The following is a 12,435-nucleotide window of genomic DNA, read 5'->3' on the forward strand; positions in this document are numbered from 1 at the left end:
TCCATGAAAACCATCAAAGTCATCTCTCCAGATTCCAAAGTCCTGATCGCTGAATGCATCAAGGGTTCTGTTAACGCAGTCTGCATCAACCGTTGCGGGTCTGTGGATTATCAATGCTCCTGGTGGAATGGCGACTCTCGCAATTTGGCCTGGGTCAGCAGCTCTGAAGTACGGCCTGATGGAAGTCAGCCACAAACCAGCATCGGATTCAAATGAGCAAAGAAACGTCACTTCTGAATCACGCCAGCGCGCCCTTCGATTCCAGCAAGTCATGCTGGGCACATGTATGCCCCTTTGGTGAGCACCCATGGGTTTCGGAGGATGGCAAAGAAACCATCGTGCAGGTGATTGACCGTGAAGCGGTGGAAGCCATGGCGCGCACCTATCCTGTGGGCACACCCTCCAGCCGTGTGGACGTGGATCACAAGTCGATGTCGATCGAGAACACCACGGAAGCCAGCGGCTGGGGCAAAGAGGTGCAGATCCGTGATGACGGCCTGTGGGTGCGCATTGAACTCACCGCGTTTGGCCAGCCGCTCGTCAACGGCAAAGTCTATCAGTTCACCAGCCCATGCTTCCCGCGTGAGGGACTGGTCGATCTCGGCAACGGGCGCATGCGGGTGACCAAGCTCGGAGTCATCGCCCTGACGAACGATCCCAATTTGAGGGGACAAAAACCCCTCACGAACCGCCGCTCGGAGTCGGCAAACCCAAACACCAAACCTGCAAACACAATGGACTACAAAGCCATGCTATTGAAGCTCTTGGGCTTGCCACCGGAGGCGACTGACGAACAGATCTCCGCCGCGTGCGCATCCTCGCCTGAGAACATGAAACAATGCGCGAACCGCATCGGCGAGCTGGAAGGCCTGCTCGCCAACCGTGATCTGGATGAACACGGCATCACTGACAGCGAACAGCGGAAGCTGCTCACGCCGTCTCTGACCAACAAGGCCACGCGCCCCGCTGCGCTCGCCATCCTCGCCAAAGGCAAGGTTGCCACCACCGAGCCGCGCCAGCCGCTGCACAACCGCAACGGAGGCAAGACGCCTGGCACGATCACTGAGCTGTCGCAAGACGACAAAGCCAATGTGGAAGCTGAGGCCAAGAAGGCGGCGTGGATCGGCAACCGCGCACGCGAACTCAGCCAGGGCGGACGCCGCAAGCACCAGGACTGCTTTGCCCAGGCTCAAAGCGAATACGACGCCAAAAACTAAACCACCGGCCAGGCTCAGACAGAACATCGAAAACCAACATCTCAAAAATCAGTCATGATCACTCAATCCAACATCCATCCGGGCGGTCCTAAAAAGATCAACGCGGGTGAAGACTTGACCGGCCTTGAAGGTCGGCTCGTGAAACTTGCCGATGCCGGTTCATTCCCGGAAGTCGTCACCCCTGCTGCCGTTACCGACATCTGCCCCTTCGTGCTTGTCACCGAGGCCGCGCATGATTCCAACTGCGAAGTGCTCTCCATCCACGGAGAGAAAGAAATCCGTCTGCGTGCCAACGGCACCGGATCTGCCGGCGACGTGCTGGTGCTGTGCGACCCTGCCGCATCTGCTGGTGTGAACAAAGGCAAGGTCGAAACGGTCGGCAGCACGCAGGGCTCCTACTTCTCCCCGGGCATCGCCCTGGAAGACTTCGTGGACGAGCAGCTCGTCAAAGTCCGCCCGCATCCGCGCACGGTCATTGTCGGCAGCGCATTCAGCAGCGCCACACCCGTGGCCACGGCATCCACCACCACCACGCCTTACGGCTTCGCCACCCAGGCCCAGGCAGATGCCATCGTGGCCAACGTGCGCGACATGCGCGCCTTCATGGTCTCCATGGGCTGGAAAGCCACCGCTTAAACCCTCCTCAAACAAACCATCATCGAATCACGGGCTGACGCCCATTTCATCCTTCATCCATTATGAGCACACTCGCCACACTCAGCGGCACGCCGCTGATCAAAGAATACGCCCAGGGAGCCGCGCAATCCGCCACATCATCGGTTGCCGACTTCATCGCCCCGACCGTCAACACGACGAAACACACGGGCAAGTTCACCAGGTACGACAAAGAAAGCCGCTTCAAGATTCCCGACACGCTGCGAGGTCTGGGCGGCAATGCCACGCGCCTGGTCTTTGACCGCAGCTCCGCCACGTTTGAATGCAAACCCAATGCTTTGGACACGCCGCTCGACAACATCGAGATCGATGAAGCCGAGGGCATGGATGTGCTCAAAGAAGCGGCGGATGACTCCGCTTTCCTCGGCGGCCTGGCTCATGAGAAGCTGGTCATTGATACGGCGGTCAGCTCTGCCGCTGCCGCCACGGGCGGCACCTGGAGCAGCGACAGCAATGATCCCGTGGCTGAACTGAATGAAGCGATCGCAGAAGTCATTCTCGCTTCTGGTGGCAGTGACATGATCGAGATCGGCATGGTCTGGTCTGCGGATGCCGTGCGCGCCTTCTTCAAGAATGCGAAGACGAAGAGCTATTTCCCTGGCAAACAGGAGATCGCCCCAACCCTTGACAACATCATGAAGCTGCTCATGGGCAATGTTCAGCACAAGGTCTCCTGGCTGGCGGCTGACACGACGGCCCAAGGCAAGACCAGCTCTCTGGACTTCCTGATCAAATCCAAGCTGCTGGTCTTTGCCCGCAATCCGAACCCCACACGGCGCGATCCTTCCTTCATGAAGACTTTCCGCCCGCGTGGTCGCTGGATGGTGCCTGGCACCTATCCGCGTGAAGATGGACGCGGCACCGTCGTGAAGATGGACTGGAGCGCCGATGTGCAGGCCACCAACGCTGAGGCCGGACAGCTCTTCACCATCGGCTAAACGAATCGCCTCACGGCAACAAGCGCGGCAACCTGGCAGGGCGCGCAACACAACCGGGCTTGGAGGCTGCCACCTTCAAGCCCTTCGTTTTTTAACTCTCATGTTTGGCAAACTTCTCTCTACGGTCATCAACGTTGTCACCCTGCCTCTTGATGCCGCCAATGCAGGCATGGACATCCTGAGCGGTGGCAATGGCTCCAAGCGATCACGCAACAGTGATGACAGCCCATTGGCCGCCTTGGAACAATGGCGAGATCAAGTTTCTGAAGCTGCGGAGGAGATCGACGAGAAATGAAACTTCTCCGCCGCATCGCTCTTGAGCAGGCGCTCTGCATCGGCCTTGCAGCACGCATGCCGGTGCTCTGGCCGCAGATTGTCTGCCAGGGGCGCATCGGGCGTGAGACGCGCCCGCGACTGGGCCGCATCGGCCAGCGCAGCGCCTGACACCCTGCGATGCTGTAACCGTTTACAGCATCCACCTTCAATTCATCCCTTCAACTCTCATGCCCTGGATCACCATCACCCCTGACGATCTTAACGATACGAAGCTGGCTCCGCTGATGTCAGCGCTCCGCACTGCAGCGCTGGCTGAAGGCCAGGCTGATCCGCTGCCGGGTTACATCACCACGGCGGTCAATCACGTGCGGCGCAAGGTGGCTGCCTGTCGCACCAACCGCGTGGATGCCGATGCCACGAAGGTGCCGGAGTCCCTCAAAGAGATCACCTGCCGCATGGTGGTGCGTGCGGCGAAGGACCGGCTGGAGTACGCGCTCACGGAAGATGAGCGCAAGCAGTGGGACAAAGATGACCGTGAGCTGGATGCGATCGCGAGTTGTGACATGCCCATTGAAATCAGCGACAACAGCGAGGCGCCGGATGTGCAGAGCACGCAGCCCAGGCCGACGATCAGCGGACGCAAACAACAATTCAGCCGCGCACAGCAGGAAGGCGCATGAACCCCCAGCTCTGAATCATCAGCGCCATGAACTTCCTCCTCAAGCCCATGCGTTTTTTGGCCGCGCTCAAAGAGCTGGCGAAGAAACGCCTGGTGCCCACGGCGCTGAACACCGAGCAGCTGCGTGAGCTGGATGCCAGTATCCGCAGGCAGGCGCTATTCTCTGCACGCATGACACAGCTGCATGCGCTGCAGGCGCTGCATGATGGACTGCAGGGCATGCTTGAAAGCACTGACAACCTGGCCACGGCGAAGCTGCGGATGACGCAGATGTACCGCGCCCTGGGCTATGATGCGGAGGCGGGCGGCTTTCCCCAGGATCAGCCAGGCACGGTGCCACCGGCGCGCCAAGGCACACTGCGTGATCTGGCCAGTGACAAGCGCATGAATCTCACCATCACGACGAATTACCGCGTCGTGGCCAATCAGGCGTTTACCGCCAAGGGCCTGGAAGCGCGCCGCCTGCATCAGTGGCCAGCCTGGGAGCTGGTGCGCATCGGGCGCGTGCGTACACCGCGTGGGTTCAAACGGCGCAAAGGCGGAGCCCTGGAGCCTGTGCCTGGTGATGACTGGCAGGCGCGCTTTGTCGCTGCCGGTGGTGAGCTGTTTGACAAAGGCACGCGCATGATCGCGCCCAAGACTTCGGACGTGTGGCAGAAGCTGGGCGATGGCGCGGGCGGCTATAAAGACACGCTGGGCAATCCCTTCGCGCCCTTTGCCTTTGGATCCAAATATGGCGTGCGTGAAGTGGCGCGGGACACCTGCCTGCTGCTGGGGGTGATCTCAGAGACTGAAGATCAGAAAAACGAGCCATCTGCGAAGGCAGAAAAAGAGCCGGCTGCGATGCCACCCGTGCAGAGCAAGGCTTCTGCCGCTGGCCTGGACCCGGCCTTGATCGCCGCCATGAAGCGCGACCTGGCGCGGCAGGAAGATGGCAGCATCCGCCTCAAGAAGCAGATGGACCGTGAGCTTGCTGCAGCGGCCAAGGCATACCAGGCGCGCAACAGCATGCGCAACCGAGTGGAGCTGCTCTGCATGCTGATGAATCACGGCACCTCGGCAGGTGCTTATAAAGCGTGGATGACACGGCGGCGCAAAGGCTGGACGCCACTGCAGGTGCAAGAGGCACGCCGTGGAATGGATGGCATAAAGAAGGCGGTGGCCACCAAGCAGGATGTCATGAGTGCGATGCACATTCCAGGACTGGGACCGGTGGACTTCCGCTGGAGCGTGGGGCCGCGTGGCATGCGCCGGATCTATGAGGATCACAAAATCGCGAAGCGCATTCCATTGATCTTGATGCGCGGGAAACTGACCAAGGGCAAGACACGTGCCTTTGTGGATTACAAGGGCCACCGTGTGGTGCTCGCTGGCACGATGTTTGGCCAGCCTTCCAATCATTGGGTGCTCACGGGTTATCGTGACACAGGAAAGAAAATAGGCGGGCAGCCGATGAACTCTGCAAAGATCCCGATTCGTCAGAGCCTACAGTCATCACCGTTATACGTATTGCGCGGTGAGAAGGGTGCGGTCGCCCAGTGCAACAATATCTCACTGCGCACGCGTTGCAAGGCCCTTGTAGAGGCCATGGAAAGGCGGGTGGCATGAAGGTGGAGATGTCCATCGGCGGTGATGCGCTGCGCATGCTGGAGCAGCTTGAGGAGGGCATGATCAACCGTGCGGATCTGCACCAGGACATTGCCACGCGTGAAGAGAACCTGGTGCGCGACTACCTCATCAGCCTGGCGCAGACACGGCATGCCACAGCAGACGATCTGGGAGCCACACCCACGGGGCATCTGGAGCGCGCCGCTGAAAGTGTGACCAGCCGCAGTGATGCCGATGCCGCCACGGTGAGCATCACTTCACCAGGCATGCGCCGTGCGTTTGAGGACATCACCATCGTGCCGGTGAATGCAAAGTGGCTGACGATCGCCGCGACCGCTGAAGCCTATGGCAAGAGAGCCGGTGCCTTCAATGATCTGCGGCTGGCCTTTTTCAAAGGTGGCAGGCTGGCCCTGGTGAAGGCGGATCAAAGCCGACTCTCCGACCGCAAGAGCAGCGGTTACGGCATCGAAGGCAAGGCCGCGAAAGCCGACGCCACCAAGCAGCGCCCGCCTGTTTATTACTGGCTGGTCAAATCCGTCACGCAAAAACAAGACCGCACCTTGCTGCCCTCTGATGCGCTGCTGCAGACCGCCGCCGAAGAAGGCGTGCGCGACTGGCTCAAAAGTTTTCTAGCCTTCTAAATCTATGCCTGCCCTCTCTCCTCTCGAACGCCTCCAGCTTGATGTTGAGCAATGCCTGCTCTCCCTGCCGCAGATCAGCACCGTGGCGATCACCGCCGTGCGGCCGCGCAGTGCGGGAGCTGCGGCGCAGATCCAGACGAAGATCAACAACACGCTGGCAGGGCTGGAAGTGCGCGGCGGAAAAAAAGGCATGGCCATCATCGTGGGCATGCCAACGGTTGCGAAGGTGAATCCGAACCTCTACGCGCTGAGCGGCACGCTGATGCTGGACCTCAGCGTGATTGAAAACATCCTGGTGAATGAAGGAACCGATGGCACAGGCTTCACTGCGGAGTCGCTGGCGTATCTGCTGGCCCAGATGCTGCCGCAGCTCAACTTCGCGCCGTTTGGCCAGCTGCTGGCGGATGAGCAGCTCATCACCCCCAAGCCGGAAGCCGTGATGGAGAAGCGCATCGAATACCGCGTACGCCTTTCCGTGCTGAATCATGCGAAGGCGTATGCCAAATGCGCGCCGCCCAGGATCACGCTCAGCGGCAGCACCATCACCCTCACGGGCGCTGATGATCTTTGGTACACCAGTGATGAGAGCTTCCCCGGTCCGGGCAACAGCAATGCGGTGCTTTACACCGGACCCTTTGAGAAGACGGCGAGCAGCTACCGTGCTGCTGCGCATGCGGCGGACAAGATGTGCAGTGATGTGGCGGCGGCGGTGTTTTGACGCAGCCAAACGCGCCAGATGCGCGACGTGAAGTGATGTATGGATCAGGGAAGGTGCGGGGCTTTAACACCACACCGCCATGTCCTTCGATCTCTCCACCGTTGCCATCCGTGAACCTGCTGTGCTCATTCGTGATCCGCTCGGGACTCCTTCCTACTTCTGGTCGCAGAAGGAATTCCAGCTCAAGCCCGTGGTGGAATACTTTGATGTTCCTGCGGCGGTGCATGCGACGGCAGAGCAGCGCATCAAGTCGCTCTACTGGCAGATCGACACCACATTCGTGGGTGCGTTTGAGCACCTGCCTGTACTCTTTCCGCTGCTGGACGGTCAGCTTGGTGCGAGCATCCTGGGCACCACAGACACGGCCTGGAGGCTGATCACGCAGAGCGGTCGGCAGTGGGACTTTCCGCGTGCCGGATTCATCAAGCGCCCCACGCTGACCAGCGTGCCCGGCAAAACCCTGCTGGGGCCAAGCACATTCGCAGCGGTGTGCGCCAGCAACAAAGAGCCGGGGGCCAGCGGTGCTTTCTACACCTATACCACAGGCGGCACCTTCCCCGCCTATACCAGCTACGATCCATCGAAGATCCTCACGCTGGCACCGCTGGTCACGTATGGCAGTGTCTTCACCAATGCGCAGGGATCAGAGGGGATTGAGATCACCCTGGATTGGAAGCCTGATGAAGTGCGCGCCAATCAGCTCATCCGCGACTGGACGCTGGGCAGCCAGGAACTGACGGCAAAGTTCAAGCCTTATGGTCTGACGTTCGAACAGATCGCCACGGCCTGCGGTTACAATCTGGCCATGGGTGCCATCCTTCCCACAGCGCTTCTCACCGTGAGCTATACCGGCTTCTACGTGGAGCTGCGCGGTGCCAGCTGCAAAGAGGCCCAGTTCAAGATCGGCCCCAGCACCGACTTCATCGACGGCCTCGTTTTCCGCGCCTCCCAGACGTACAGCGCGGGAGCACCCGTCGCTCCCGGCTACATCGATGTGGAGGCTCCTTAATCCTGACTTTTCCGTTCATCCCTTCACCCCTTCACGATCATGGCTAAAAAGGACGAACCATCCACAGCCCTGCCTCAGCCACCTGCAGCTGATGATGCCGCCGCCAAGGCTGAAGCAGCGGCCAAGGCCCGCGCCGAAGCGAATGCAGCCGCCCTGCAGGCGCTCAGCAACCACTTTGGAGCTGAGCGCTGGGCCAAGCTGCTGCAACGCGCTCAACGCAGCGGCATGAGTGCTGAACAGATCTCTGATCTGGCTGGCCGCATGATCAGCACGCGCAAGGTGCACCATCCAAAAAATGAGCGTGCCGCGCTCATCGGTGCCGCCAACGGCTTCATCTGTGCCATCGGCCTGTCTCCATCCGAGAGTGATGTGCAGGCTTTTGAATCTGCTCTTGCCGCGACTGCGGTCTGACCTCCATGGGCAACGCCTCCACTGTCGACATCCTGCTCAAGACCACAGGTGACACCAGTGGCGTGGACAAGATCAATGCGGCGCTGGGCATCACGGAGAAGTCCGAGAAGCAGCTGGCTGCAGCACGTGCTCAGTTTCTTTCTGCAACAGAGAGAGAAGTAGCAGAGGTGAACCGGCTGACAGATGCCTCTAAGCGTGCTTCAGCGGCACGTGATGCCGAGGCCAAAGCAGCGGCAGAGCAGGCGAAGGCGGCGAAGGAGGTCACACAGGAAACGAAGCTGAACACCGATACGATGCAGCGCCTGGCTGAGGCCGCGCAGCGCACGCAGCGGTTCTTTACGCCGCAAGCCATCAACCCTTGGGCAACGGCGAGCGCGGGTGCGTTGAAGGAAGTCACACAGGAGACGAAGCTCCACACCGATGCCATGCAGCGGCTGGCTGATGCCGCGCAGCGTACGCAGAAGTTTTTCACGCCACAGGCGGTCAACCCATGGGTGACAGCAAGCGCGGGGGCAAGAGTCAACGTCAACCAACTGCATGAAGCCCAGCAGAAGGCGTCAGGCTCTGCTCAGAACCTCGGCACTCAGGTGCTGTATGCCTCGCGTGGTTTGCAGGACTTCCAGGCGGCAGGCATGCTGGGCATTGCCAACAATCTGGAGCAGATCGCCATGAGCATGGGCCTTGGTGCTGGTGTAGCGGGTGCTGCCACGGTGCTGGGTGTGGCTGTGCAGACCATGGGGCCGCATGTGCTCACATGGCTGAAGTCTCTCGACTCAGACGCTGCAAAGCTTGGCGAACTGAAGGCCACGCTTGAGCGTGCTGGCGCGGCCATCAAAGGCGACTACAGCTCCAACATTGCCAACGCCTCGCGCATCAGCGAGGCATTCACGCAGCACCTGAAACAAGAGCGTGATGCGCTGGAAGCCAATGACCGGGCACTGGACTCCAACCTAAGACTGCTCAAGCAGCGCGCCGATCTTCAGAAGTCAGAGAACCAGCGCAAGCTGGAGTCTGACATTGAAGACATCAAGGCGCAGAACCTGCCAAAGGATCAAGAGAGAGCCGCGATCGCCACGCGCAAGCGTGAGGAGCTGGATGCGAATAAAAAACTGGCTGATGACGCCGCAAGCGCGGCCATCTCCACGGATGCTGACAAGCTCTCGGCTGAGGCCAAAAACCGGGACCAACTCAAGGCAAAGAAAGCTGCCCTGGAAAAAGAGCGCGCTGATGCCGTGGAGTATGAGAGGCTGCTGGAAGATCAGAAAAAGCTGCTCGATAAAGTCGCTGCTGCGGAAGCTGCGCTGAACAGCGTGGGCACGATGGAAGATCCTGTGGCCTATGCCAAAGCACGTGAGAAAGCCAACAAGGCACGCGCTGATCTTGATGCCTCCAAGGCCCGTTCTACTCAAATCAAAGACAATGCACCTGAAGGGCGTGTACGTGGCTCAAACGAAATCCAAAAGGAGCTGGACCAGGTCAAGCCACAGGCACAAGCCGCCGAGGATCAAACCGCCAAGGATGCCGAGGCCCTGAATGCTAAGCTCAAGGCCGAGCAGCTCGCCCGTGAGTTTCGTGAGAAGGAATACCGGCGCGCACTCGACAAGATCGCGCGTGAACAAAATGGCGGCGTGAATGATCAGGGCAATCTGAACACGCCCCCGCAAGGGCTTCCTGGACCACCCGTGCCGCTGCCGCCGCCTGCCGCGCCTGGCAGCACACTGCCCGCTCCGCCGCCAGGCTTTGGCCCAGCTGAAATGAATCCGCCAAGAGTGCCGACGAATGCACCTTCCCCCACATATGGCCCGCAGCCGAATGCGCCAGAAACGGAGGCAGAGCCCACAGATCCGGTGGAGTTCTGGGAGAAGGCCGTCAAAGACGCTGAAGCCGAGGGTTACAAAGAAGTGGCGGAAAACAACCGCAAGCGTCTGGAGGCCGTGAAAGCCAAAAGGCTGCGTGAACAGCAAGCCCAGGGCAATGGGAGCAGCCCAGGCATGCCTGATGGAGGCCAGGCTGATGCCCCCGTTCCTGCTGCTGCGTCAGCGCCGCAAGCCGCTGCACCGGCCACCCCTCAAAACAACCAGGGTGAGGAAAAAATCGCGGCTGCCAACAAAAAGGCTGAAGAGGCTTTCATGCGTCTGGCAGCGCTGTTTGAGAAATCGGCTGCCGCCATGGAGAAGAAGGTCGCGATGCTTGAAGAAAAATCACGCAACCAGGGGGTGATGGCATGATCTGGAAACTGACAGACGGCGACAACATTTTCATGATCTGTGACGGCGTGGGACGCACCTATCAAATGCTCAGCAGACTCACGGTGGATCTGAGCCAGGCAACGCAGGTGGAGACACCTTCGCGTGCCCAGTGGCCCGTGGCCTTTCCTGGCCGCGCCTCGCGTGAACTGCACTTCACACTGCCAGTAACCTTCCCGCCATGCGCCTCTTTTGAAGAGGCTTTTGCACAGGCGCTGGACGTGCCTGTCCAGTGTCCACGTGGAGGCGTGCTGACAGGCATCCTCGGCACTACACAGCGCAGTTACTCGCAGGCCTGGGTAAACACCACGCATGTGGACACGATCGGGGTGACCAATCTTTTTAGATTTGATGTCACCGCCGTCAATCCGACCACCGCCACCCTCTCACCTCTCGCGCTCATGAACATCAACGAAGTCGCCAACCTTCACGCCATCACCGGACTGGTCGGAGGGACGGCAACGGACCTCGACAGTTTGATCACCTCAGATGTGCTGCCGGGATTCCAGACGGATGTCTTTGTTGCCATCGGCGCGCTCAACCAGCTGGCAACGTTTCGCCTGTATGAAGGCACCGACGCCACCAACACCGACCCCGATGCCGGGCCGGTGATTGTGCGGCCGGTGGACTATGCGACCACCACCAATGAGAAAGTTTGGAAGCGTTTGGATGCCTGATTTTTTTATGCCTATGAAAACACGACTCATTGTTTCACTCCTTCTCTCATTCGCTTCGCTCGCCTGCGCGCAGAGCGACATCATCCCGCTGGCGAAAAAGCGCAGTGACAACACGCTGATCGTGGGCTTCGACAGCGGGGCGAAGACGGTCAAGATCAGCGCCACGGGAACTCTGGAATGGGTGAATGGTGCGACGCTGACAGGAGCGTCCTATTTCCGCACGGCGGCGGGTGTGCAGGCATCCAGCGCGGTCTTGGATGCGTTCAGCGGCTTGAGCAATGCCGCCGGAGTCCTGGCCAACAATGGCAGCGGCACGCTGTCTTATGTGGCCACGAGCAGCGGTGGCAATGGCACGGATGACAGCGGGAAGATTGTGAAGTTCGATGCTTTCGGTCAGATCGCGGGTGGGTTTGTCGGCACTTTGGAATCTGGGCCTTCTTATAACTTTGTTGCGATAGGTGAGGGGCTGAGCCTCGGCAGCGAGACCAACTCCGGCACCTTTGGCGTGCCTGCTGGAGGCGGCACGATGCTGGTGTGGACCTTGCCCTCTGTGACGGGGACTCTGGTGAGCACGGGCGACACGGGCAGCGTAACGAACACGATGCTGGCCGGAAGCATCGCATTAACGAAGCTGCTGCAGTCCTCAGCAACGACCGGTCAGGTGATCGCCTGGAATGGCACGGCCTGGGCTCCGACGACGATCAGCAGCGGCTTGACCATCGGGAGCACGGCGATCAGCGGCGGCACGTCCTGGCGGTTGTTGCTCAGCGGCACCACTCTGGCTGAGCTGACATTGGGCAGTGGTGTGATCACTGCACTGGGCAGTGACGTGAATGCGAGCGGCGGGCTGCTTACGTATGGACTGATCGGCACCAGCGGCACCAAGATCCCGCTTCTGGATGCGGCAAATACGTTTGCCAGTGGGCAGCGGTTTGGTGGGTCATCTGGGGACTACATCGCGCTGGCAAGCAGCGGCACGCGTGAGCTGAGGCTTAGCTCGAATGCCTTCAGCCTTGGCACACCGGCCTGGCTGTTTGCGATGTATGATTCCGGTTCTCTGACCGACCCATTGTCATCGACGATCTACTTTCGATCGACGGCGAGCATCCAAGGGAACTTGCTGCTGTATTCGGACATTTATTGGAATGACGGCAGCGCCATCATCAAGCGCGCAGCGCATGACCTGTGGATGCATGACCCCTACGTGGAGGCAACCCCCAGCCGGTGGATGGTGGCCAACTCATGGAGCTACCCGGACGCCAATACCTATGAGGTGGGTGTGATGGACTGGATCACGACGAGCAACGTGCTGCGCCTGGGCAGCGATGTGGGCACCACCG

The 12,435-nt window shown here is 60.0% G+C and carries 15 protein-coding genes; all 15 read left to right on the forward strand.

Features of this window, described 5'->3' with window-relative positions; translation table 11 throughout:
- The first annotated feature begins 3 nt into the window (after positions 1–3).
- Positions 4–216 (forward strand): hypothetical protein, encoded by a 213-nt coding sequence (locus WAW39_RS16085; protein WP_422320206.1) that lies wholly within the window; start codon positions 4–6, stop codon positions 214–216.
- Positions 213–1,217, forward strand: coding sequence for a phage protease (locus tag WAW39_RS16090; RefSeq protein WP_422320207.1), 1,005 nt, complete (start codon positions 213–215; stop codon positions 1,215–1,217). Before WAW39_RS16085 ends, WAW39_RS16090 begins: the two co-directional genes overlap by 4 nt.
- 54 nt (positions 1,218–1,271) lie before the next feature.
- On the forward strand, positions 1,272–1,853 hold the full coding sequence (locus WAW39_RS16095) for a hypothetical protein (protein WP_422320208.1): 582 nt from the start codon (positions 1,272–1,274) through the stop codon (positions 1,851–1,853).
- A 62-nt stretch (positions 1,854–1,915) separates the two neighbouring features.
- Positions 1,916–2,830 (forward strand): hypothetical protein, encoded by a 915-nt coding sequence (locus tag WAW39_RS16100; RefSeq protein ID WP_422320209.1) that lies wholly within the window; start codon positions 1,916–1,918, stop codon positions 2,828–2,830.
- A 100-nt stretch (positions 2,831–2,930) separates the two neighbouring features.
- Complete coding sequence (locus WAW39_RS16105; protein ID WP_422320210.1) at positions 2,931–3,125, forward strand: hypothetical protein; 195 nt, start codon at positions 2,931–2,933, stop codon at positions 3,123–3,125.
- Entirely contained in the window at positions 3,122–3,274 is a 153-nt protein-coding gene (locus WAW39_RS16110; RefSeq protein WP_422320211.1) for a hypothetical protein, read from the forward strand. The genes WAW39_RS16105 and WAW39_RS16110 overlap by 4 nt, the downstream gene beginning before the upstream one ends.
- Before the next feature lie 59 nt (positions 3,275–3,333).
- Positions 3,334–3,786 carry a hypothetical protein gene (locus WAW39_RS16115; protein ID WP_422320212.1) on the forward strand — a complete coding sequence of 151 codons (453 nt, stop codon included), beginning with the start codon at positions 3,334–3,336 and terminating at the stop codon, positions 3,784–3,786.
- Between the two features lie 26 nt (positions 3,787–3,812).
- Positions 3,813–5,393, forward strand: coding sequence for a hypothetical protein (locus WAW39_RS16120; RefSeq protein ID WP_422320213.1), 1,581 nt, complete (start codon positions 3,813–3,815; stop codon positions 5,391–5,393).
- Positions 5,390–6,034, forward strand: a complete 645-nt coding sequence (locus tag WAW39_RS16125) for a hypothetical protein (RefSeq protein ID WP_422320214.1) — start codon at positions 5,390–5,392, stop codon at positions 6,032–6,034. The genes WAW39_RS16120 and WAW39_RS16125 overlap by 4 nt, the downstream gene beginning before the upstream one ends.
- A gap of 4 nt (positions 6,035–6,038) precedes the next feature.
- On the forward strand, positions 6,039–6,752 hold the full coding sequence (locus WAW39_RS16130) for a hypothetical protein (RefSeq protein WP_422320215.1): 714 nt from the start codon (positions 6,039–6,041) through the stop codon (positions 6,750–6,752).
- 79 nt (positions 6,753–6,831) lie between these two features.
- A complete protein-coding gene (locus tag WAW39_RS16135) occupies positions 6,832–7,761 on the forward strand; it encodes a hypothetical protein (RefSeq protein WP_422320216.1) in 930 nt (309 codons plus the stop codon).
- Positions 7,762–7,800: 39 nt separating this feature from the next.
- On the forward strand, positions 7,801–8,172 hold the full coding sequence (locus WAW39_RS16140) for a hypothetical protein (protein WP_422320217.1): 372 nt from the start codon (positions 7,801–7,803) through the stop codon (positions 8,170–8,172).
- Between the two features lie 5 nt (positions 8,173–8,177).
- On the forward strand, positions 8,178–10,400 hold the full coding sequence (locus WAW39_RS16145; RefSeq protein ID WP_422320218.1) for a hypothetical protein: 2,223 nt from the start codon (positions 8,178–8,180) through the stop codon (positions 10,398–10,400).
- Positions 10,397–11,095, forward strand: a complete 699-nt coding sequence (locus tag WAW39_RS16150) for a hypothetical protein (RefSeq protein ID WP_422320219.1) — start codon at positions 10,397–10,399, stop codon at positions 11,093–11,095. Before WAW39_RS16145 ends, WAW39_RS16150 begins: the two co-directional genes overlap by 4 nt.
- Positions 11,096–11,108: 13 nt before the next feature.
- Positions 11,109–12,435, forward strand: a 1,327-nt coding sequence (locus WAW39_RS16155; RefSeq protein WP_422320220.1) for a hypothetical protein, incomplete at its 3' end; no start/stop codon positions are given.

It is taken from the genome of Prosthecobacter sp., assembly GCF_049294395.1.
Lineage (GTDB): Bacteria > Verrucomicrobiota > Verrucomicrobiia > Verrucomicrobiales > Verrucomicrobiaceae > Prosthecobacter.

What these genes read in the sequence shown, in the direction of transcription:
- WAW39_RS16085 (WP_422320206.1), top strand. Translation starts at nt 4, where the DNA reads ATGAAAACCATCAAAGTCATCTCTCCAGATTCCAAAGTCCTGATCGCT.
- WAW39_RS16090 (WP_422320207.1), top strand. Translation starts at nt 213, where the DNA reads ATGAGCAAAGAAACGTCACTTCTGAATCACGCCAGCGCGCCCTTCGAT.
- WAW39_RS16095 (WP_422320208.1), top strand. Translation starts at nt 1,272, where the DNA reads ATGATCACTCAATCCAACATCCATCCGGGCGGTCCTAAAAAGATCAAC.
- WAW39_RS16100 (WP_422320209.1), top strand. Translation starts at nt 1,916, where the DNA reads ATGAGCACACTCGCCACACTCAGCGGCACGCCGCTGATCAAAGAATAC.
- WAW39_RS16105 (WP_422320210.1), top strand. Translation starts at nt 2,931, where the DNA reads ATGTTTGGCAAACTTCTCTCTACGGTCATCAACGTTGTCACCCTGCCT.
- WAW39_RS16110 (WP_422320211.1), top strand. Translation starts at nt 3,122, where the DNA reads ATGAAACTTCTCCGCCGCATCGCTCTTGAGCAGGCGCTCTGCATCGGC.
- WAW39_RS16115 (WP_422320212.1), top strand. Translation starts at nt 3,334, where the DNA reads ATGCCCTGGATCACCATCACCCCTGACGATCTTAACGATACGAAGCTG.
- WAW39_RS16120 (WP_422320213.1), top strand. Translation starts at nt 3,813, where the DNA reads ATGAACTTCCTCCTCAAGCCCATGCGTTTTTTGGCCGCGCTCAAAGAG.
- WAW39_RS16125 (WP_422320214.1), top strand. Translation starts at nt 5,390, where the DNA reads ATGAAGGTGGAGATGTCCATCGGCGGTGATGCGCTGCGCATGCTGGAG.
- WAW39_RS16130 (WP_422320215.1), top strand. Translation starts at nt 6,039, where the DNA reads ATGCCTGCCCTCTCTCCTCTCGAACGCCTCCAGCTTGATGTTGAGCAA.
- WAW39_RS16135 (WP_422320216.1), top strand. Translation starts at nt 6,832, where the DNA reads ATGTCCTTCGATCTCTCCACCGTTGCCATCCGTGAACCTGCTGTGCTC.
- WAW39_RS16140 (WP_422320217.1), top strand. Translation starts at nt 7,801, where the DNA reads ATGGCTAAAAAGGACGAACCATCCACAGCCCTGCCTCAGCCACCTGCA.
- WAW39_RS16145 (WP_422320218.1), top strand. Translation starts at nt 8,178, where the DNA reads ATGGGCAACGCCTCCACTGTCGACATCCTGCTCAAGACCACAGGTGAC.
- WAW39_RS16150 (WP_422320219.1), top strand. Translation starts at nt 10,397, where the DNA reads ATGATCTGGAAACTGACAGACGGCGACAACATTTTCATGATCTGTGAC.